The sequence below is a fragment of the Pectobacterium jejuense genome (genome assembly GCF_026800125.1).
GTDB lineage: Bacteria > Pseudomonadota > Gammaproteobacteria > Enterobacterales > Enterobacteriaceae > Pectobacterium > Pectobacterium jejuense.
Window position 1 is genome coordinate 131,616 of the sequence record NZ_JAPQKX010000003.1, and the last position, 19,553, is coordinate 151,168.

Genomic DNA, 19,553 nt, shown 5'->3' on the forward strand with positions numbered 1-19,553 from the left:
AAGACGATGCAAAAAGTGGTTTTGGCTACCGGAAACCCCGGTAAAGTGCGCGAGCTCGCCAGCTTGCTGGCAGATTTCGGTCTGGATATTGTGGCGCAGACCGAACTAGGCGTGGATTCCGCCGAAGAAACCGGCCTGACCTTCATCGAAAACGCCATCCTGAAAGCACGTCACGCGGCGCAAATCACGGGACTGCCGGCGATTGCCGATGATTCCGGGCTGGCTGTCGATGCGCTGGGCGGCGCACCGGGCATTTACTCGGCACGCTACGCGGGTGTGGATGCCAGCGACCAGCAAAATCTGGATAAACTGCTGCTGACACTAAAAGACGTACCGGACGAACAGCGCCGCGCCAGCTTCCACTGCGTGCTGGTTTATCTACGCCACGCGGAAGACCCGACGCCGATTGTCTGCCACGGTAGCTGGCAGGGTGTGCTGACGCACGAAGCGGCGGGCAGCGGTGGCTTCGGCTATGATCCGATCTTCTTCGTGCCGGAGCTGGGTAAAACGGCAGCGGAGCTGACGCGTGAAGAGAAGAACGCACAGTCTCATCGCGGCCAGGCGCTGCGCCTGCTGCTGGATGCGCTACGCAATGCTTAAGCTTCCCCCGCTCAGCCTGTACATTCATATTCCGTGGTGCGTACAAAAATGCCCGTACTGCGATTTCAACTCTCACGCGCTGAAAGGCGACGTGCCGCATCAGGAATATGTCGATCACCTGCTGGCGGATCTGGACGCCGATTTGCCGTTAGCGAGCGGTCGTGAACTGCACTCGATTTTTATCGGCGGCGGCACGCCCAGCCTGCTGAGCGCGGAAGCGATGCAGGCACTGCTCGACGGCGTGCGGGCAAGAATTCCACTAACGCCGGATGCCGAAATTACGATGGAAGCCAATCCTGGTACGGTTGAAGCCGACCGCTTCAGCGGCTATCAGCGCGCGGGTATTAACCGTATCTCCATCGGCGTGCAGAGTTTCGATCCGCAAAAGCTGACGCGCCTCGGGCGTATTCACGGCCCGGACGAAGCCAAGCGCGCCGCACACCTGGCGACCGGTCTGGGATTACGCAGCTTTAATCTGGACTTGATGCACGGCTTGCCAGATCAATCGCTGGACGAAGCGCTGGACGACCTGCGTCAGGCCATTGCGCTCAATCCGCCGCATTTATCGTGGTATCAGTTGACTATCGAGCCCAATACGCTGTTTAGCTCACGCCCTCCGACACTACCGGACGACGACGCGCTGTGGGACATCTACGAGCAGGGTCATGCGCTACTGAGTGCGGCGGGTTACCAGCAATATGAAACCTCCGCCTACGCCAAACCGGGCTACCAGTGTCAGCACAACCTGAACTACTGGCGCTTCGGTGACTATTTAGGGATTGGCTGCGGGGCACACGGCAAGCTGACTTTCAGCGATGGGCGCATTCTGCGCACGGTCAAAGTCCGCCATCCGCGTGGCTATATGCAGGGCACGTATCTGGATAAACAGCATGACGTTGCTAACGACGATCGGCCTTTTGAGTTTTTCATGAACCGCTTTCGCCTGCTGGAAGCCGCCCCGCGCGAGGATTTCACGGCGTACACCGGTCTGGAAGAACACAGCATTCGTCCGCAGTTGGATCAGGCGCTAGCGCAAGGCTATCTGACGGAAACCGCCACGCACTGGCAAATCACCGAACACGGCAAACTGTTCCTGAATTCCCTGCTGGAGCTGTTTCTGGCGGAAGAAGAGTAATCATTCCGTGGGCACGTTTATCACAGAAAACCTGCCCATTGTTTCCCATCCGATTTCTCCTTTTGCAACGCTTACAAACCTTATTTCGAGCCGTCTCCCTTTTCCATCACGCGCCGCTTGCTCGCAGCGCGGAAATCCTTTTTCCTTGTACTGGACGACGATTTCATCTTTAAGTACGCTACGTGCTTCTGGTAAGAATAAATCTTACATTTGAGAATCGGGAGGCATAATGGCCAGAACCATGACAATTGACCTTGGAGATGAACTTCGCCATTACGTGGAATCGCTGGTGGAATCCGGTGATTACCGCACGCAAAGTGAAGTCATTCGGGAAGCGCTGAGAATGCTACGGGAAAAACAGGCGGAGTCAGATCTGCAAACGCTGCGTCATTTACTCGCTGAAGGGATAAACAGCGGAGAGCCACAGGAGTGGAATAAAGATGAGTTCTTGCAAAAAATCAGAAACAGGACGCGAACGGCCACCCGATAAAATCAAGCTAACGCCGTTGGCGCAGCGCGATCTAGAAGCGATTTACCTCTACGGTTTGCTGCATTTCAATGAGGAAAGCGCCAACACCTATCTGGAAACCATCGAACACGCGTTTACCGCTATCAGGCACAACAAGATAGGGATCGAACGTAAGGAGCTTGGGCCAGGCTTGTACTCATTTCCCGTCGTCAGACATACGCTATTTTTTCTGTACGAAACAGATAGCGTCATTATTGTTCGAATACTTCATCAGTCGCAGGACATTGTGCGGCATCTTAAGTGGCTATGAGCCATTTTCTGCGAGCATAGGTAGCATTAGTTAAGACTTGACTCACGGGCAGAACACCATCAAATCTGACAGGCTGTAATGAGCGAGGAGCGGAAGTTCGCCATTTACCTCGCCACTGATAAGTTGCTTCACTTATAATGAAATGTATTAATTAATGGGGTGCAGGCCACTATAGTTTATATGTGATATTATTTTATATAAGTTTTCACACATAATGAAATAAATAAAATTCACTTCATTTCCATTTTGGCTAATTCTTCCCATTCATCGAGAGAGTGATTATAAGGAAATATTTCTTTAACTATAAAAGGAATGTAGCTTTCTTCAGCATTGTGATGTATTTCATTACTAATATTGCTGGTCATTCCGAATTTTACATCAGGATCGTTTTCAGAGAAATTTATATAAAAAGGTTGTTGACTCAAAGCCTGTCTGATTTTACTTGCTTGTTCCAATGGTAGAATTTTAAGTAGTTCTTTAAACGTTTTTTTGTTAAAGTCTAGAGAAATAGCCATATCAATATCCCCAGGTATTGTAGATGTGCAAGTGTATGACCGTTCACTCAATCGACTAATAAATTTAGTATTTATAGCTGGCGCACTGAAAAGCCCACCTTTAACTAAACCCATCTTTCGAATGTGAATTCCAAAATCAGGCGCATAATTTAAAAGAGCCGGATTAGCTTTAACATCAGGATTTAATATTCTAAAAAATTTATCCCAGTGATTTTCAATATCTTTTAAAGAAAAACTGAGTATTGGGTTTAGCTCCCGGATGCTATATAGAACAAATTCATTGCCATTGCATAAAGCATACATTTCTGCTCTTATTTCTGGATGTATAGCATAACTATAGGCTTGCTCAACGTGCATGCTTTTGTTTATTTTTTCATTAGGAGCCTTTGCATCAAGAATCCAATACGGTCGGTCATTAGAAAGAAAAACATAATCCGGTACTATTGAAATTTTTCTTGATTGTGAACCTATTGAGACAAATGGATGTGAAAGTGTTTTGCTCCTGATTACACGGTTATCTCCCGATGCTTTATAACCAAGAGCTTTGATAATTGGTAAAATTAACTCTTCTCTAACTGAATCCTCTTTAAATTCATTGGAGTTTAGTAGGTCAAAATCGAAATCATCAAACATATTTTTCACCATGTTTTTATTTAATAAACGATATGCAACGCTTTACTCAGCGCTACAATTAAATCATTGTAGAGTTAAAAAATAACTTCAAGTGATGGTTTTATCTAAATCTTGTAACTTTATAGCACAAAAACCGACCTTTAAAGGTTGTTTTTTACTCTACTTTAAGTTGATCACATTTCGGCAACCAGTCCAAAACGCTCTCTTCAATAAGGTTGAGGTTGATTTGTATACCTTGCATTCATCTGTGCACTTGCACAATACTTTCAAGTGATATGACCTATTTCCCTAATGATTAATGCAGTGCAGACCTTTCAACTTCCGCTTCTGGCACAAAACCACTTGTCAGATTAGGTTTAGCTCTGTGCTATAAAAGTGCCAGCTCAGCTCCGAGCTAATACACATCAGCAGCAACATAATATCAAACAATATCAGCTGGTTCAGGCCATACGAGGATTGAATTTTTACCTGCGGTTATGACACAGTAGAAGCCTATCACGCTCTGTTTATCAACAACCTGCGGGTAACGATGATGAAACGTATAACAACGATCGTAGTAGCACTGCTGGTCACAGCAACATTGAGCGGCTGTAACACCACGCGCGGCTTTGGCCAGGATGTGCAGAAACTGGGTAGTAAAATCTCCCACGCCGCCAGCTAACCCACCGTCAGACAACAAAAAACCGGCCATACGTTAGCCGGTTTTTTCGTTTACGCCGCGCCCCCTACTCCTTCCGCAGCTGGCTCAACATCCCTCAGAATGCCGACAGCATATCAATATGCGGAATGCCGTCTTCGTCGTATTCCTCACCGGTCGCCACAAAGCCAAACGCGCCGTAGAACGATTGCAGATGAGCCTGCGCGGACAGGAACAGATGTTTTTGCGGCCAGTGGCGCGCGCAGGCAATCAGCGAGTGTTCCATCAACTGGTGCCCCAGATGTTGCCCGCGGGCATGCGGCGCGACAATCACGCGCCCAATCGTCACCACATCGTTGTTCGGATGGGGAGCAAGCAACCGGGCGCATGCTGCCAGCTTGCCGTCACGGTACGCCGTAATATGGCGGTTACCGTCCACCAGATCGCGGCCATCGATATCCAGATAGGGGCAGGTTTGCTCGACCACGAATACCTGATTGCGCAGCGCCAATATGTCATGCAGTGAATACACGTTAAGGTCTGCCACATCCCAGTCATGCCATATCAGACTCATTGCTACCCTTCCTATTTCGTTTATTCCGCACCGGTAGAACCATCGCGGCGCTTAGCCAGAATCAGCCATGCCCACAGGAGCGCAATTGCCAGCGCAAACAAGACGCCAAAGCCAATCCCGATAGTGATAACCGACACACCCAGTTTTACCACCAGAGAATACAGCCCCAGCATTAACAGCATAGCGCCGTTCTCACCCAAATTCTGTACGGCGATCGCATTACCCGCCCCGACGCTGGCCTTCCCACGCTCCTGCAACAGCGCATTCAGCGGGACGATAAAGAACCCACCGAGTGCCCCCAGCAGAATCAGCAGGGAATAGGCGCTCATGAGGTTGTGCTGAAGTGTGAAAATCACCACCACCACGCCGATGAGGAAGCCCGCAGGCAAGCAGCGCCGTACATTATCGAGCGTCACCAGCTTCGCAGCTGCACCGGCTCCCACCACGATGCCCACGGCGACCATCGCGTTCAGCAGCGTCGGTGTTGCATTGTCGGTGATGCCGAGCGCATGCGGCACCCACAGCACCAGCAGAAAACGCAGCGTCACACCAGCGCCCCAGAACATACTGGTGCCGATCAGCGAGAGTCGGGCATCGCCATCGCGCCACAGCACCCGACAAGCGGAAAAGAAGCTGCTCGCCATCTGCACCGGATGCCACGGCTGTCCTGGCCGCGCCGCGTTGAGACGAGGAATCAGCATATTCGCCCCCAGCGCTATGCCGTAAGCCACCGCACAAACCGACAGCGCCCCGTAAATGTTCCAGTCCGCCAGCACGCCGCCTGCGACTGAACCGGTCAGAATCGCCGCAATCGTCGAGGCTTCCATCAGACCATTCGCTTTGACTAACTGACCGCCACGCGTGATCTCACCCAGAATGCCGTATTTCGCTGGGGAATATGCGGCTGCGCCAATGCCCACCAGCGTGTATCCCAGAAACGGATTACCGCCCACGCAAATCAGCAGCGCGCCCGCCAGCTTCAAGGTATTGGCGAACATCATTACCTGCCCCTTGGAGAAGCTGTCCGCAATTTGCCCGACAAACGGTGCCAGAATGATGTACGCAGCGACAAACCCCATCTGCAAAAACGGCTGGCTCCAGTCGGGATACACCAGCTGTTTGATCAGCGCTAACGTGGCAAACAGCAGCGCGTTATCGCCAAACGCGGAGAAGAACTGCGCGATAATCACCGCGCTCATACTGCGCGACAGCAAAGGCGTCGCGGGTTCAGTCTGTTGACTCATGCATTCGGCTCCGACACGTTAGTTGCTGGTTCTTCGGCCATCTGGCGCAGCGTGACAAAGTCAGGCTTGCCGCTGCCGAGTAGTGGTAAGGCTTTCACATAGCGAATATCACGCGGCACCGCCAGTTCCGGTACGCCACTGCTGCGTGCCTGTGCGAGCAATGCGTCGCGGGTTATCTGGTTGTCCGTCGTAAACAGCACCAGCGCTTCGCCTTTGCTGCTGTCACTTTTCGCACTGGCCGCATGCTGCGCTTCTGGCGATATCTTCACCGCCAGCTGTTCCACGCTTTCCAGCGAGACCATCTCCCCCGCCAGCTTGGCAAAGCGCTTCACGCGGCCAATGATGGTGCAGAAACCTCTTTCATCCAGCTCGACGATATCGCCCGTGTCATACCAGCCCGGCTGCAACTCGCCTTGGGCATTTTCTGCCGCAGGCGCTTCGAGCACGCCGGGGTTTTCCACTCGCAGATAGCCCTTCATGATATTCGGCCCACGCAGCTGTAGACGGCCACCGCGCGTAATGCCCGGCACCGTAATCAAACGCGATTCGATTTCCGGCAACAGCTTGCCGACGGAATGGATTTTCGTCGCCATCGGCACGTTGATCGCCACCACCGGCGCGCACTCGGTCACGCCATAGCCTTCCAGAATGCGGATACCAAACTTGTCTTGCCAGACCTGACGCGTGGTTTCAGACAGCTTTTCTGCCCCGGCAACCACATAGCGCAGGCGAGCGAAATCATACGGATGGGCAAAGCGTGCATAGTTGCCTAAGAACGTTGATGTCCCAAACAGCACGGTGCAGTTCTGGTCATAAACCAGCTCCGGCACGATGCGATAGTGCAGCGGGCTGGGATAGAGGAACACGCGAGCGCCCGTCATCAGCGGCGTTAACAGCCCCACCGTCAAGCCAAACGCATGGAACAGCGGCAGCGCAGACATAAAGCGGTCGCGCGGAGTGAAATCCGCCACCGTGCGAATCTGCTCAACGTTCGCCAGCAAGCTGTCATGGGAATGCACGACACCCTTAGGATTCCCCTCGGAACCGGAGGTAAACAGCACGATAGCCGCATCGTCAGGCTTCTGCGGCAGCATCGCGCGGGCAGGAAACAGCAGATGAAACAGGATCCACAGCTTATCCGTCAGCGTCACGGTGTCTTTCAAATCTTCCAGATAGACCCAGTTGGCCTCGCTAACCTGCTTTGGTAGATCTGTTAACTTGCCCTTTTCAAGAAACTGGCGAGACGTGACGATCGTTTTGATCCCTGCCGCTTTCATCGCGCTTTGTAGCCCTTTCGCGCCAGCGGTGTAGTTCAGCATGGCAGGAACGCGGTTACGCAACGATGCGCCCAGGACGGATGCAGCAGTAATGGTCGCGTTGGGCAACAACATGCCGACATGTTCATCGACGCGGGTGAAGCGCTGCAAAATACGCGACACGCCCAGCGATTTTTTCAGTAAGCCCTGATAGCTGTCTTCATTGAATGAGATATCCGCAATGCTGGGGGAGGAACGCCCGTAACGGGTTCTCGCAGCCAGAAAAGCCTGATACAGCGTGTGCTGCGGGCGCGTATCCATCCGCGCGTTCATCATAATCTGGTGCAAATGCTCACCGGCCAGCGCGCGGCGTTCTCTGGCACTGCTGGCTTCCGGCATCGGCAACGTGGTCGGGGGCAAATAGGTGATCGTAATCTGTGGGAGGCAACGGCGTTTAAAGACGCCCGCCAGCCGACCAAACGGCGTGAACTCTGCGCCATCAATGCGCACGGGGATAATCGTCGCACCCGACTTCGCCGCGACAAACGCCGCACCGCTGTAAATCTTCATCAGCGATCCGGTTACGCTGATGCGCCCTTCTGGGAAAACGACGACGGGCTGGCCGCGCTCGATCACCTTGATCAGCCCTTTGATTGCCAGAGGCTTGGTGGGATCTAACGGCACGAAATCGATATACGGCTTCAGCCAGCGCATAAACCAGCGATCGGATATGGAGGAGTACACAGCAAAGACGGGCTTTATCGGTAAGAATAACGCCAGCAAAACGCCATCAAGGAACGAGACGTGATTGGGCGTGATGAGCAATTTGGATTGCTGAAACTGGCTGCTGTCGCCCTCGATCCGGATGCGGTACAGACGCTGGAACACCCAACGTAACAGGGTATGAATCATGCCGTCTCCCAATAGACAGATAAATGGATTGATCCTTTGGCCGATCTCTCATGATATCCGTACATAGCGATCGGCACAGGACAAAGGGTATTATACTATTTCTTTGAATATCATAGCCTGCATGTAAAAAATCATGACAGTAAAGGTTATGGCTAATAATCTGAATAGGGTTAACCCTTCCCGTTTCAATCTTATGCTGGTTATCCCATTCCTCCGTTCCCATCACCGGTTCTTCCGTTTACGACAGCACAAAAAGACGAAAAACAGCACCCATCCTCCATTGACAGAAGCGTCAAACAAAATTAAAACTATACCGTACAGTTTATTTATGAAAAAAACTACCCTCTCATGTCAGGAGAAAAAAAGATGAAAAGTCTATTTCTACTTAGCTGCGTCGCATCAGCATTTATGCTAAGCGGCTGTGTTTCTTTGTTTTAGTTCAAGCATACAAGCGCGTTTATACTACGTGGAGAACGTATGAAAAATCTATTTCTTGCCGGCTGTATCGCTGCGACGTTCCTGTTGAGCGGCTGCCTTTCTATCGGTAGCCACCTCAACTGACCTTTCGCGCTATGGTGCTCCCCGTCATAGCGCGATATTCTTTCCTTCCCCCAGACAGATCCTTTACCGCATCAACCGCCAACGTTAAATTTAGGCAAAAAAAAACCTACGCATCCGCGTAGGTTGGTGTAATCAAATGGTTTCAATGTACAGAGCACATCGATATATCACCAATCAATACCTCTGGGACTTGTAACTCTAAAGATCGCCGCATCGCTTCACCAGCGATGAATCGAAAGAGTTATTCTATAAGTGCAACCAACTGTAAGATTCTGGTGAATCATGTAAGGCAGTCGCCTTTTAGCGCGTTTTCTAGCTTGATAGTGACTGGTGATACAGGCGCACGGCTTTGTCTGGATAGTCCAGCCCGTCGCCGATGTAACGCCAACCGTGTTTTTCGTAATAGCCGCTAAACGTGGCGAACAAATAGAGATCGTCAAAGCCCTGACGGCGACAGAAATCCAGTACGTGCTGTTGCAGCGCGATACCCAACCCTTTGTCACGCTGGCTTTCTTCCACGTACAGCGATGCCAGCCAGGGCGTCAGATCCTGTCGGCTGATTAAATCGCAGCGCCATAATCCCACCGTCCCGACTAAGCGCTCGCCCTCCAGCGCGATAAACGTCAGCGGCAGCGCCTCTGGGTTCAGGCTATTGCGCACCACGCTGGCAAAGAATTCACGGCTGTTCTGGCTGCCGAACGACTGCCAAATCCAGTCAATCACCTGTTCCTGATGCTGAGGACGATCCGCCAGATAAACAATTTTCACGCTAGATACGTCCGCCATAATTACACCAGTTTCCCCTGGAAGATCGGCACAGAATCAAACAAATAGCCGTCAAACTCTGGCGCATCGGCGTCAGAGATTTCCATCAGCGTATTTTTGACGTTTTCGAGGTGCTGCCACATCGCCTGATAAGACCCAGACACATCGCGACGCCGCAGCGCCGCCAGAATAGCCTGATGATCCGCCAGCCATTTCAGGCGATAGCCCTGCGTCCCGACGTGCGTGTAGAGCTGCTGCCAGAGCGCGTTATCGTCACGGCACGCCCAGATATTGCTGACCGTTTCCAGCAGCATCTGGTTTTGCGTCGCACCAGCAATTTGCAGATGGAACAGGCGATCAAAATCGCCACGGTAATCTTTTCCGGCAATCGCGGCCTGCTCTTGTTCCAGCGTCTTACGCAGGTTTTCGATATCCGCACGCGTTGCCATGCGGGCCGCAAACGCCGCAATATTGCTTTCCAGCAGTTGGCGAGCCTGTAGCATTTCAAACGCGCCGATATGGTTTTTACCACCCTCTGCCGTGTCGTCTTCATCAGGAATACGCAAGACATAAACCCCGGAGCCCTGACGAATATCGACTGTGCCTTCCAGTTCGAGCATCAGCAGCGCTTCGCGCACTATCGTCCGGCTAACACCATAGGTTTCCGCAATATTTCGTTCAGGAGGAAGGCGCGATCCGACGGGGTAATCCCCTGACTGAATCTTCTGGCGTAAATCACAACCGATTTCCTGATATTGCTTCTTCTCTTGCAGAACCACATCCTTCGCCACGCTTTCACCCTACATGCACTGTCGCTCTGAGTGCGGGCGTCAGGCCCGCTCTGATTGTGCCCGTCATACTTCAAGCTGCAACTTGAATGATGACAGGCACGTCTACAGCCGCGTACTGACACAGCGGTAGCGCGCTAGTTTACCAAACTCAGCGCCTGATCCAGTACTTTTGCGCCATTTAATGTGCCGTAGGCGACAGGGTCGATCACCGCGATAGGAATCTGGTAGCCGTCCGTCAGCTTTTTATTTTCGTTAAGCTTGAAGCGCACCTGCGGCCCCAGCAGAACCGCAATGATGTCGCCGCCAAATTCCTGCAACTCATCACGCAAATTTTGCTCTGGGATCGCGTAGATCTTCAGCTCCATTCCCCGCGTTTCTGCTTCCTTCTCCATCTTGGTGACCACCAGTGAGGTCGACATTCCTGCTGAGCAGGCCAGTACGATTCTTTTCATATTCCATTCCTCATTTTGGTTATCTGCACCTATTTCTCTTCATCATCCAGCGTCAATTCGAGCCGACGCGTGTCGTGTAGCTGACGAAACCAGGCGGCGGATTTTTTCGGCCGCCGTTGCCGATCCTGTTCCAGATCGATTTCGATCAATCCGTAGCGGTTTTTAAACGCGTTCATCGGTGAGACGTTGTCGGTAAAGGCCCACAGCATGTAGCCGCGGCAGTTTGCGCCCTCTTCCTTCGCCTTCAGCGTCCAGTACAGGTGCTCAGCAATAAACGCGATGCGGTAATCGTCCTGAATCACGCCCGCATCGTCTTTAAAGCGCGCCTCGTTCTCGATACCGATGCCGTTTTCCGCCACAAACCACGGCGCATTGCCGTAGTCGCGCTCTATGCGTTTCGCCATGTCGTAAATGATTTTGGGATTGATCTCCCAGCCACGCGAGGTGTTCATGCGACGCCCCGGCAGCTCAAAATGCTCGTAATAATAGGCCGGATGGAACGGTGTCTCTTTGTTCCACTCACGGCTAGGCGCTTTGACCCGATGTGGGTAATACAGGTTGATCCCCACCTCATCGACCGTATTCTCCCGAATGATCGCCAGCTCTTCTTCCGTGTAATCCCACTTCACCTGATGCTGCGCCAGCAGCGCCACCAGCTCCGCCGGATATTCGCCCTTTAACACCGGATCGAGGAAAACCCGGTTATAGAACAGATCGTAAAGGTGCGCCGCTTTCACATCGTGCGCCGCTCGGGAACGTGGATACGTGACTTCAGGGTTGAGGATCACACCGATCGAACCGCCATCCCGGTGATAGCCCTGCTGTCGAAACCGCTGCACCACTTTTGCCGTCGCCAGATTCTTATGGTGATTCCACTGCATCCACGTGTGCGTGTTCTGCTCATAAGGGTAGCGTAGCGCGTCCAGATAAACGCGCGTCTGCACCACAATCGGCTCATTGAAGGTAAACCAGCGCTTCACTTTTCCGGCATAGCGGGCGAAAACCGCGTCGGCGTACAGCACAAACCACTCCACTACCTGCTTGGATGACCAGCCCTGATACTTCTCCAGCAGGCAGGCGGGTAGCTCGTAATGTTCAAGGCAGATCATCGGCTCGATCCCCTGCCGGTGCATTTCATCCAGCAGGTTATCGATATAGGCCGCGTACTCTTCATCGACGATGCCTTTCTCATAGTCCAGCATAAAGCGTGACCAGTTGATCGACGTACGATAGTGCGTCAGCCCTGCCAGCTTCATCAGCGCCACGTCTTCCCGATAGCGATTAAAGAAATCTGTCGCTTTCGCCGGGCCGTAGCCGTTGTGCCAGACCTGGCGATCCTGCTTGTACCAGAGATCCAGATAGGAATCCTGCCCGGCTTTCTTGCCGCTCCATCCTTCCGTTTGCCATGCCGATGCCGCCGCGCCCAGAATAAAATCCGGTGGAATAGTCAGTGCAACCTTACTCATGCGTTACCTCTCCTCTCGTCCGTTTCAGGCTTTTTCCGCTGCGGCCTGCTTTTCTGCTTCCAACTGCGCCAGCTCGGCACGACGGGACGCCACTTTGACAAACGGCAGATAGATCAGCATCGCGACGATGATGCATACGATCTGTGTCGCGACAGCCCCCATCGATCCCGCTGTCGACAGCCAGGCGTTAATGATCGGCGGTGTCGTCCACGGCACCATCACCACCGCTTTGCCCGCAAACCCCATGCTGGTGGCGAAATAGCCAATCGTGCCCGTCACTAACGGTGTGATAATGAAAGGAATAGCCAGAATCGGGTTGAGCATAATCGGCATACCAAAAATCACCGGCTCATTAATATTGAACACGCTGGGGCCGAAAGAAATTTTGGCGATCTCTTTCATCTCTTTGCGCTTGGAAGCAATCATCACCGCCAGCAGCAGACCAATGGTCAGGCCGGAACCACCGATGCTCATGTACACATCCCAGAACGGCATGGTGATAATGTTCGGTATCTCATGCCCCTGCTCGAACGCGGTCATGTTGACGGCAATCGCCCCCAGCAATAGCGGTTCACGAATCGGTTTAATCATCTGGTTGCCGTGAATCCCGATCACCCAGAACAGCTGAGCGACAAACATCAGCACCAGTAAACCAGGCAGGCTTTGCACCACGGATTCCAGCGGCTGCTGCACGACTTTATAAACGGCGTCATACAGGTACATGCCCGTCACGCGGTGAAACACAAACCCAAAGGTGGCGATGGCAACCACCGTGATGATGGAAGGAAACAGCGCAGAAAAAGAGGCTGCGACGTTGGGCGGCACGCTGTCTGGCATTTTAATCTGTAGCCGATCGACATTTTGCAGCTTGGTATACATCTCGACAGACAGGATGGCGATGAACATCCCCAAAAACAGGCTTTTGGTATCGGAGAACTGTTTCGCCAGCACGTCTTTCACCACCATCATCTGCCCGTTGACGGCCATTTCGATCGTGGTTGGCGTAACGGCAATAAAGCAGATCACCGCCAGCAGGCCGGGAAACAGCCCGCGTGAACCGTTAATCTTCCCAAGCTCGATACCAATCAGGAAGACGGCACCGATAGTCAGAAAGCTGAGCGTGGCGTAGTTAATCCCGCTCATAATCGGTTTCAGTTCCGCCAGAAACGAAAACATCGAAAAACTGGCCAGACCATTTTTCGGATCCATTACCATGTTGGAAATCAGAACGGAAAACGCCCCGACGATAATGACAGGCATCAGCGTAATAAAGGATGCCTTAATCGCCATAATGTAACGCAGACTGTTAAATTTATTGGCAAAGGAGCCCAATGAATCAATCAGTTGGTCCTTAAGTGACATAACACCACCTCTTTCATCATCATATTGTTATATCGCGTGTGACACGCGGGATGGCCGTTACGCGCAGGGTAAATGCAGGTACCGCGCTTTCGCGTTTGGCATACCAAAAATCAACCATAATGAATTATTTTTCTGTGACATGATTCTCACAAGACGATATTGGAATTCCAATATGATGAAAATGTGATTTTTGGCATACCATAATTTCTCAGCTACATAGATTGTCAGCCACAATAAGTTCTCAACCAACTTGGGCTGCTTTCCTGACTGCGATAAGGAAACCTACGATGAAAGACACAGAAAACGTTCCAGCATTCGATATGGAACAAACCGTGATGGAACTGCTGATTAATGCGGGTGAAGCGCGCTCAAACGCCATGATGGCCATTCAGGCGGCGCGCCAACGAGAGTGGCAACAGGCTGACAATCTGCTCGCGGCGTCACAAGAAGCGGCTCGTGCGGCTCACCGCGTTCAAACACGGCTGATCGGTCTGGACGAAGGGGAAGGCAAGGTGCCCGTCAACCTGATCATGGTACATGCGCAGGATCATCTGATGACTGCCATGCTATGCCGGGATTTGGCGGAAGAGATTGTCTTGTTACGCCGTGAAATGGCGGAAGAGATTGTCTTGTTACGCCGTGAAATGGCTGCATCACAAAATTGACAAAAATCTGGTTGAGAAACGAACATCAGGCGTTAAATCCAACAATATGCCTGTGGTAACATGGCGCATGATGTTCGTAACAGGGATGGATAGGCGTTTTTAGCCCGTCATCATACTCAATGAAGGTGCAGCGATGAAAACCATGCTTGAGGTGGCAAGACGTGCAGGAGTGTCTAAAGCGACCGTCTCCAGAGTGCTCAACGGCACGGGTCAGGTCAAACAGGCAACACGCGATGCCGTATTTCAGGCAATGGAGGAGCTAGGCTACCGTCCTAATTTTCTGGCGCGTTCGCTGGCTCGTCGTACTTCAAACAGCATTGGTCTCGTTATTTCCAATTTTGACGGCCCCTACTTTGGCCGCCTGCTGCGCCGTGCAGCGGATATCGCGGAAAGCAACGGTAAGCACCTGATCGTCACCGACGGGCATGATACGCCGGAAGATGAGCATCGCGCAGTGCAGCTTCTGTCTGACAGACAATGCGATGCCATTATCCTCTACACCCGCTATATGTCCGAATCGGACCTCATGACGCTGCTCGACACGCTGACTATTCCAATGATCGTGATGAATCGCGATCTGCCGCAGGCGCGCGAACGCTGTATTTTCTTCCGCCAGCAGCAGGCCGCGTTTGATGTGGTTAATTACCTGATTGAGCAGGGCCACCGTGAGATCGCTTTTATCACCGCACCGATGAAAACGCCGACGGCGCAAGCGCGACTCGCGGGCTATCAGCAGGCATTAACCGCCCATCAGATCGAGGTTGATCCTCGGCGGGTAGCGCACGGAACCAGCATGGTCGCCAGTGGCTATCAGGCCGCACGCCAGCTTCTGGACAGCGGCGTCAGCTTTAGCGCGCTGTTTGTCAGCAACGATCACATGGCGATTGGCGCAATGAAAGCGCTGTACGAGGCGGGGAAAAAATTACCGCAGGATGTCTCCGTTTTCGGCTTTGACGACGAACCCTGCGCGACCTATCTGCACCCTTCTCTTTCCACCGTCTACATGCCGATTGAAGAAATGGCTGCCACCGCGATTACGCAAGTGCTGGATCTGATCGCAGGCAAAGACGTCAACCCGCTACAACCCTTCACCGGCGAACTTAAGCTGCGCGAGTCGGTACAGAAAGGGCCGTACTACGCTAAGTAAAGCTCACCGTAAAATTACGCCCCGCGCAAACAGCCTGCACGGGGTTTGCCTCTTTAGCCATGCTCAATCAGCATCACCGCGCTCGTATCCGCTTCCAGCGCGTCAAACAGGTGTGGGACATCAGCGGAGTAGCTGATGTAGTCCCCCGCGCTCAGTTCAACGGGCTGTGCGACAGGCCCAATTCTGGCGCGACCGCTGCTTAGAATCACGTGTTCGATCGTCCCCGGTTTATGCGGTTGGGAGACTCTGGCTTCTCCCGGTTGCACCTTCAGCCGATAGATATCACGGTGCGCGCCTGCCGGACATGCCGCCAGCAGCGTTGCGGCATAGTTTGCCTGCTCCGAATAGGTTGTTGCGCCTTCATTAGCCCGAATCACCTGTACGTGCTGGCGAGACTGACCAATCAACTGGCTGACCTGCACGTCAAGCGCCATCGCCAGCGCCCAGAGCGTTTCCAGACTTGGATTGCCGATCCCGGTTTCCAGCTGCGAAAGCGTTGATTTTGCCAGCCCTGCGCGCTTTGCCAGCTCGGTGACTGACAGGTTTAACCGCTCACGCTCACGCCGAATAGCAACGGCCAGCCGTGCAATAGGCGTGATTTCCTGCGCGCCATTTTCCTGATTATCGATCGTCATAGCGTTCACCATAATGTCCATTTGTTCGACTTGACGAACAAATGGTTTGTGTTCATTATTTTGTCCTGTTGTTCATTATAAAAAATTTTGTTCGCTATAGCAGCACACTTTTCACACTGACAGGCAGGAAAAAAAGATGACACCCCAGACTCGCGGCACGATAGAAATGACTATCGCGATGATCATTTCCGGTACGGTTGGCTGGTTCGTTTTAACGGCAGGGCAACCTGCGATGACAGCCGTTTTCTGGCGCTGCGCGTTCGGCGCATTGACGATGTTAATCGTCTGCGGGCTATTGGGCTTACTGCGGCGAGGCATCATTAGCAGAAAGCAGGCTGGCATTGCCGTACTCGGCGGCCTGGCACTGGTGCTCAACTGGACGCTGCTATTTGGCGCTTATGCGCATGCGTCTATCGCCGTCGCCACCGTGGTTTATCACACGCAGCCCTTCATGTTGGTGGGACTAGGCGCGATCTTTTTCAGGGAAGCGCTGACCCTCAACAAAACCAGCTGGTTACTGTGCGCCTTTGGCGGCATCGTCCTGATCGTCAGCGCCCAAACGGGGGCCGACAGCGATGGCAAAGGCTATCTGTCCGGCGTGCTGATGGCATTAGGTGCGGCATTCTTCTACGCCGTGGCAGCTGCGATAACGAAAAAGTTGTCAGGGATCCCGCCGCACCTGCTGGTGTTGATACAGCTGCTCGTTGGCGTCGTGGTGCTTGTCCCCTTCGCGGCAATGCCTGCTTCTCCTACGACTTCACAGTGGGGAATGCTTGTGGCGATTGGCGTGATCCATACCGGGCTGATGTCGACGCTGTTATACAGCGCGATCCAGAAGATCCCGACCGCGCTGGTTGGCGCACTGTCGTTTATCTATCCCGTTATCGCCGCACTGGTCGATTGGGTAGCCTTTGGGCATCGGCTGGACATGATGCAGCTTGCCGGGGCGGTCGCTATTCTGCTGTCCGCCGCCGGAATGACGTTTGGCTGGCGTATACCCCTCAACAGGAAAAGGGATCGCCTGCGTTAGACTGTACGTTCGGAGGAAAAGCAGAAGGCTTCTCCCCCAATCCAGCCGAATAATCCCGATTAAAGCGCTTCCAGCGCCAGCAGTTCGTCCAGCGTCTGGCGACGGCGAATCAGGCGTGGTTCACCATTTTCAAACAGCACTTCCGGCAGTAGCGGACGGCTGTTGTAGTTCGAGGACATGGATGCGCCGTACGCGCCGGTGTCGTGGAACACCAGATGGTCGCCAACCTGCGCATCCGGCAGCGCGAACGTTTCCACGCCGCCGCCCGCCTGCTGGGTAAACACATCGCCAGACTCACACAGCGGCCCGGCAATCACGCTATCGAGCAGCGTGGACTGACTGATATCGCGGCCATCACCCGGCAGCAGAGAAACATGGTGATAGCTGCCGTACATCGCCGGACGCATCAGATCGTTAAATCCAGCATCGACCAGCACAAAGTGGCGACTTCCCATGGATTTTATCGCCCGCACTTCCGCCACCAGCACGCCGGATTCCGCGACCAGAAAACGTCCTGGCTCGATTTCCAGCGTCACCGGATGGCCGAGATGCGCAGCAATTTTCTCACGCGCCGCGTTCCACAGCCCGTAATAGTGTTCGGTATCAATCGCTTCTTCGCCGTGGCGATAGGGAATCGACAGCCCGCCGCCCGCTGAAATCGCCTCGATATCCTGACCCAGCTCAACGACCTGCTGCACCATCGCCTCACACACCTGCTCCAGATGGCCGTAATCAACGCCGGAACCAATGTGCATGTGGATTCCCACCAGCTTCAGCTGATAGCGCTGAATGTGCGCCAGCGCCAGCGGCAGATCGCCGTACCAGATCCCGTGCTTGCTGTTCTCGCCGCCGGTGTTGGTTTTCTGGCTGTGACCATGACCAAAGCCCGGATTCACGCGCAGCCACACCGGATGCCCCGGCGACTGCTGCCCCAGTTGTTCCAGCATATCGACCGAGCCGGCGTTCACCGGAATGTTCAGTTCAGAAACGCGTTGCAGCGTCGGGCGATCCAGCAGATCGGCAGTAAACACGATCTCATGCGCGTCGGTGCCCGGCACAAATCCTGCAATCAGCGCACGCTCGATCTCACCCAGCGATACCGAATCCACTTTCACACCCTGCTCACGCATCAGGCGCAAAATGTGCGTGTTGGAACACGCCTTCTGCGCGAAGCGGATTGTGTCGAACTGGCGCAGTTGGGCGATGCGGTTAACGATAGTCTGCGCGTCATAGGCCCAAACCGGGCAACCAAAGCGGGCAGGCAGTTCACGCAGGCTTTGCGCGTTCAGGGCGTGTGTTACGTCATTCAGATCGTGAGGCATAATAGTTACCAAAAGTCATGCATAAATGTATTAAAAGTGGCTGAATGGACTATACGTTGTTACCTTTCCGGTAAACAAATATCGTTTTAAGCAGACTCTATTCATTTTTGATATGGGTAGAGGGAAAACATCATGACAATATCCTTACGGCACATCGAAATTTTCCATGCGGTTATGACGACCGGGAATCTGACGGAAGCAGCAGATCTGCTGAACACGTCGCAACCGACCGTCAGCCGCGAGCTGGCACGTTTTGAGAAACTGATTCAGATGACGCTGTTCGAACGACTGCGCGGCAGGCTTTACCCCACCGCGCAGGGGCTACAGCTGTTTGAAGAAGTGCAGCGCTCGTATTATGGGCTGGATCGAATTATCAACGCCGCCAGCGATATTCGCCGTTTTCAGCAGGCGCAGCTTTCGATTGCCTGCCTTCCCGTGTTCTCACAGTCGCTGCTGCCCGACGCCTGCAAGCCGCTGCTCGCGCGCTATCCGTTGCTTAATCTGCACATCATTCCACAGGAATCGCCGCTGCTGGAAGAGTGGCTGTCTGCCCAGCGCCACGATTTGGGCTTAACGGAAAACAGCCTCACGCCAGCGGGTACCGAGCGGCAAACGCTGATGTTGCTCAATGAAGTGTGCGTGCTGCCTGCAGGGCATCCGCTGGCGCAAAAAGCGGTGCTCACGCCGCAGGATTTTGCCGATGAACCCTTTATCAGCCTGTCGAGCGCCGACAGCTATCGCCAACTGCTGGACAAGCTGTTTCAGGAACAGGGCGTGTCGCGCCGGATGGTGCTCGAAACCCACAGCGCGGCGTCAGTGTGTGCGATGGTGCGGGCGGGTATCGGGCTGTCGATCGTTAACCCGCTCACCGCGTTGGATTATGCCGCCTCCGGCGTGGTCGTGCGGCCTTTCAGCATCGACGTGCCTTTTACGGTCAGCCTGATTCGTCCGCTGCACCGCCCTGCTTCGGCGCTGGTCGATACCGTGATTGATCAACTCAAGCAGTATGCCGCCGATGTGCCTTCACGTCTGGAGCAGGTCTTACAGCGCTAATAACATGATTCGCTTGTGA

Annotated in this window: 20 protein-coding genes; 9 read left to right on the forward strand and 11 right to left on the reverse strand. The window is 53.3% G+C overall.

Going from position 1 to position 19,553, the window contains the following annotated elements:
* Nucleotides 1-6 precede the first annotated feature (6 nt).
* The 4 genes from NXT09_RS07000 (at nucleotide 7) to NXT09_RS07015 (ending at nucleotide 2,514) form a co-directional block, all read left to right on the forward strand.
* A complete protein-coding gene (locus NXT09_RS07000; protein ID WP_039470191.1) occupies nucleotides 7-600 on the forward strand; it encodes an XTP/dITP diphosphatase in 594 nt (197 codons plus the stop codon).
* Nucleotides 593-1,735 (forward strand): radical SAM family heme chaperone HemW, encoded by a 1,143-nt coding sequence (gene hemW / locus NXT09_RS07005; RefSeq protein WP_039530837.1) that lies wholly within the window; start codon nucleotides 593-595, stop codon nucleotides 1,733-1,735. The genes NXT09_RS07000 and hemW overlap by 8 nt, the downstream gene beginning before the upstream one ends.
* Nucleotides 1,736-1,964: 229 nt before the next feature.
* Complete coding sequence (locus tag NXT09_RS07010; RefSeq protein ID WP_072040255.1) at nucleotides 1,965-2,225, forward strand: type II toxin-antitoxin system ParD family antitoxin; 261 nt, start codon at nucleotides 1,965-1,967, stop codon at nucleotides 2,223-2,225.
* Nucleotides 2,176-2,514, forward strand: a complete 339-nt coding sequence (locus NXT09_RS07015; protein WP_262253331.1) for a type II toxin-antitoxin system RelE/ParE family toxin — start codon at nucleotides 2,176-2,178, stop codon at nucleotides 2,512-2,514. Before NXT09_RS07010 ends, NXT09_RS07015 begins: the two co-directional genes overlap by 50 nt.
* Nucleotides 2,515-2,744: 230 nt before the next feature.
* On the opposite strand, the gene NXT09_RS07020 is transcribed toward NXT09_RS07015, so the two are convergent.
* Nucleotides 2,745-3,662, reverse strand: coding sequence for a type I restriction enzyme HsdR N-terminal domain-containing protein (locus NXT09_RS07020; RefSeq protein ID WP_268579251.1), 918 nt, complete (start codon nucleotides 3,660-3,662; stop codon nucleotides 2,745-2,747).
* A gap of 532 nt (nucleotides 3,663-4,194) precedes the next feature.
* On the opposite strand from NXT09_RS07020, the gene NXT09_RS07025 reads away from it, so the two are divergent.
* Nucleotides 4,195-4,323, forward strand: coding sequence for an entericidin A/B family lipoprotein (locus NXT09_RS07025; protein ID WP_039347108.1), 129 nt, complete (start codon nucleotides 4,195-4,197; stop codon nucleotides 4,321-4,323).
* A gap of 94 nt (nucleotides 4,324-4,417) precedes the next feature.
* On the opposite strand, the gene NXT09_RS07030 is transcribed toward NXT09_RS07025, so the two are convergent.
* The 8 genes from NXT09_RS07030 to NXT09_RS07065 all read right to left on the reverse strand — a co-directional run bounded on the left by NXT09_RS07030 (nucleotide 4,418) and on the right by NXT09_RS07065 (nucleotide 13,682).
* Nucleotides 4,418-4,873 carry a GNAT family N-acetyltransferase gene (locus tag NXT09_RS07030; protein WP_040033053.1) on the reverse strand — a complete coding sequence of 152 codons (456 nt, stop codon included), beginning with the start codon at nucleotides 4,871-4,873 and terminating at the stop codon, nucleotides 4,418-4,420.
* A gap of 20 nt (nucleotides 4,874-4,893) precedes the next feature.
* Entirely contained in the window at nucleotides 4,894-6,117 is a 1,224-nt protein-coding gene (lplT, locus tag NXT09_RS07035) for a lysophospholipid transporter LplT (protein ID WP_268579252.1), read from the reverse strand.
* Nucleotides 6,114-8,285, reverse strand: a complete 2,172-nt coding sequence (gene aas / locus NXT09_RS07040; RefSeq protein WP_268579253.1) for a bifunctional acyl-ACP--phospholipid O-acyltransferase/long-chain-fatty-acid--ACP ligase — start codon at nucleotides 8,283-8,285, stop codon at nucleotides 6,114-6,116. Before aas ends, lplT begins: the two co-directional genes overlap by 4 nt.
* Nucleotides 8,286-9,158: 873 nt before the next feature.
* Complete coding sequence (locus NXT09_RS07045; RefSeq protein WP_268579254.1) at nucleotides 9,159-9,632, reverse strand: GNAT family N-acetyltransferase; 474 nt, start codon at nucleotides 9,630-9,632, stop codon at nucleotides 9,159-9,161.
* 2 nt (nucleotides 9,633-9,634) lie between these two features.
* Nucleotides 9,635-10,402 (reverse strand): FCD domain-containing protein, encoded by a 768-nt coding sequence (locus NXT09_RS07050; RefSeq protein WP_268579255.1) that lies wholly within the window; start codon nucleotides 10,400-10,402, stop codon nucleotides 9,635-9,637.
* Between the two features lie 134 nt (nucleotides 10,403-10,536).
* Nucleotides 10,537-10,854, reverse strand: coding sequence for a PTS sugar transporter subunit IIB (locus tag NXT09_RS07055; RefSeq protein ID WP_010295033.1), 318 nt, complete (start codon nucleotides 10,852-10,854; stop codon nucleotides 10,537-10,539).
* A gap of 29 nt (nucleotides 10,855-10,883) precedes the next feature.
* On the reverse strand, nucleotides 10,884-12,320 hold the full coding sequence (locus NXT09_RS07060) for a glycoside hydrolase family 1 protein (protein WP_268579256.1): 1,437 nt from the start codon (nucleotides 12,318-12,320) through the stop codon (nucleotides 10,884-10,886).
* Nucleotides 12,321-12,344: 24 nt separating this feature from the next.
* Nucleotides 12,345-13,682 (reverse strand): PTS sugar transporter subunit IIC, encoded by a 1,338-nt coding sequence (locus NXT09_RS07065; protein WP_039470177.1) that lies wholly within the window; start codon nucleotides 13,680-13,682, stop codon nucleotides 12,345-12,347.
* Nucleotides 13,683-13,969: 287 nt separating this feature from the next.
* Here NXT09_RS07065 and NXT09_RS07070 point away from each other — a divergent pair, with 287 nt between their 5' ends.
* Nucleotides 13,970-14,347 (forward strand): PTS lactose/cellobiose transporter subunit IIA, encoded by a 378-nt coding sequence (locus NXT09_RS07070; protein ID WP_268579257.1) that lies wholly within the window; start codon nucleotides 13,970-13,972, stop codon nucleotides 14,345-14,347.
* 133 nt (nucleotides 14,348-14,480) lie between these two features.
* On the forward strand, nucleotides 14,481-15,494 hold the full coding sequence (locus NXT09_RS07075; protein WP_268579258.1) for a LacI family DNA-binding transcriptional regulator: 1,014 nt from the start codon (nucleotides 14,481-14,483) through the stop codon (nucleotides 15,492-15,494).
* 53 nt (nucleotides 15,495-15,547) lie between these two features.
* Here the strand turns inward: NXT09_RS07075 and NXT09_RS07080 are convergent, their stop codons facing one another.
* Complete coding sequence (locus tag NXT09_RS07080; RefSeq protein ID WP_370690908.1) at nucleotides 15,548-16,141, reverse strand: helix-turn-helix domain-containing protein; 594 nt, start codon at nucleotides 16,139-16,141, stop codon at nucleotides 15,548-15,550.
* 124 nt (nucleotides 16,142-16,265) lie between these two features.
* Here NXT09_RS07080 and NXT09_RS07085 point away from each other — a divergent pair, with 124 nt between their 5' ends.
* Nucleotides 16,266-17,159, forward strand: a complete 894-nt coding sequence (locus NXT09_RS07085; protein WP_268579260.1) for a DMT family transporter — start codon at nucleotides 16,266-16,268, stop codon at nucleotides 17,157-17,159.
* 59 nt (nucleotides 17,160-17,218) lie between these two features.
* Here the strand turns inward: NXT09_RS07085 and lysA are convergent, their stop codons facing one another.
* Complete coding sequence (gene lysA / locus NXT09_RS07090; protein ID WP_268579261.1) at nucleotides 17,219-18,481, reverse strand: diaminopimelate decarboxylase; 1,263 nt, start codon at nucleotides 18,479-18,481, stop codon at nucleotides 17,219-17,221.
* Between the two features lie 129 nt (nucleotides 18,482-18,610).
* Between lysA and NXT09_RS07095 the strand changes: the two genes are divergently transcribed.
* Nucleotides 18,611-19,534, forward strand: coding sequence for a LysR family transcriptional regulator (locus tag NXT09_RS07095; RefSeq protein ID WP_103183973.1), 924 nt, complete (start codon nucleotides 18,611-18,613; stop codon nucleotides 19,532-19,534).
* Nucleotides 19,535-19,553 lie beyond the last annotated feature (19 nt).

Bases quoted from the DNA above. Each gene is read 5' to 3' on its own strand.
- NXT09_RS07030 (WP_040033053.1), bottom strand. From the start codon at position 4,873: ATGAGTCTGATATGGCATGACTGGGATGTGGCAGACCTTAACGTGTAT.
- hemW (WP_039530837.1), top strand. From the start codon at position 593: ATGCTTAAGCTTCCCCCGCTCAGCCTGTACATTCATATTCCGTGGTGC.
- NXT09_RS07000 (WP_039470191.1), top strand. From the start codon at position 7: ATGCAAAAAGTGGTTTTGGCTACCGGAAACCCCGGTAAAGTGCGCGAG.
- NXT09_RS07020 (WP_268579251.1), bottom strand. From the start codon at position 3,662: ATGTTTGATGATTTCGATTTTGACCTACTAAACTCCAATGAATTTAAA.
- NXT09_RS07045 (WP_268579254.1), bottom strand. From the start codon at position 9,632: ATGGCGGACGTATCTAGCGTGAAAATTGTTTATCTGGCGGATCGTCCT.
- NXT09_RS07075 (WP_268579258.1), top strand. From the start codon at position 14,481: ATGAAAACCATGCTTGAGGTGGCAAGACGTGCAGGAGTGTCTAAAGCG.
- NXT09_RS07080 (WP_370690908.1), bottom strand. From the start codon at position 16,141: ATGGTGAACGCTATGACGATCGATAATCAGGAAAATGGCGCGCAGGAA.
- NXT09_RS07025 (WP_039347108.1), top strand. From the start codon at position 4,195: ATGAAACGTATAACAACGATCGTAGTAGCACTGCTGGTCACAGCAACA.
- lysA (WP_268579261.1), bottom strand. From the start codon at position 18,481: ATGCCTCACGATCTGAATGACGTAACACACGCCCTGAACGCGCAAAGC.
- lplT (WP_268579252.1), bottom strand. From the start codon at position 6,117: ATGAGTCAACAGACTGAACCCGCGACGCCTTTGCTGTCGCGCAGTATG.
- NXT09_RS07015 (WP_262253331.1), top strand. From the start codon at position 2,176: ATGAGTTCTTGCAAAAAATCAGAAACAGGACGCGAACGGCCACCCGAT.
- NXT09_RS07065 (WP_039470177.1), bottom strand. From the start codon at position 13,682: ATGTCACTTAAGGACCAACTGATTGATTCATTGGGCTCCTTTGCCAAT.
- NXT09_RS07055 (WP_010295033.1), bottom strand. From the start codon at position 10,854: ATGAAAAGAATCGTACTGGCCTGCTCAGCAGGAATGTCGACCTCACTG.
- aas (WP_268579253.1), bottom strand. From the start codon at position 8,285: ATGATTCATACCCTGTTACGTTGGGTGTTCCAGCGTCTGTACCGCATC.
- NXT09_RS07085 (WP_268579260.1), top strand. From the start codon at position 16,266: ATGACACCCCAGACTCGCGGCACGATAGAAATGACTATCGCGATGATC.
- NXT09_RS07010 (WP_072040255.1), top strand. From the start codon at position 1,965: ATGGCCAGAACCATGACAATTGACCTTGGAGATGAACTTCGCCATTAC.
- NXT09_RS07060 (WP_268579256.1), bottom strand. From the start codon at position 12,320: ATGAGTAAGGTTGCACTGACTATTCCACCGGATTTTATTCTGGGCGCG.
- NXT09_RS07070 (WP_268579257.1), top strand. From the start codon at position 13,970: ATGAAAGACACAGAAAACGTTCCAGCATTCGATATGGAACAAACCGTG.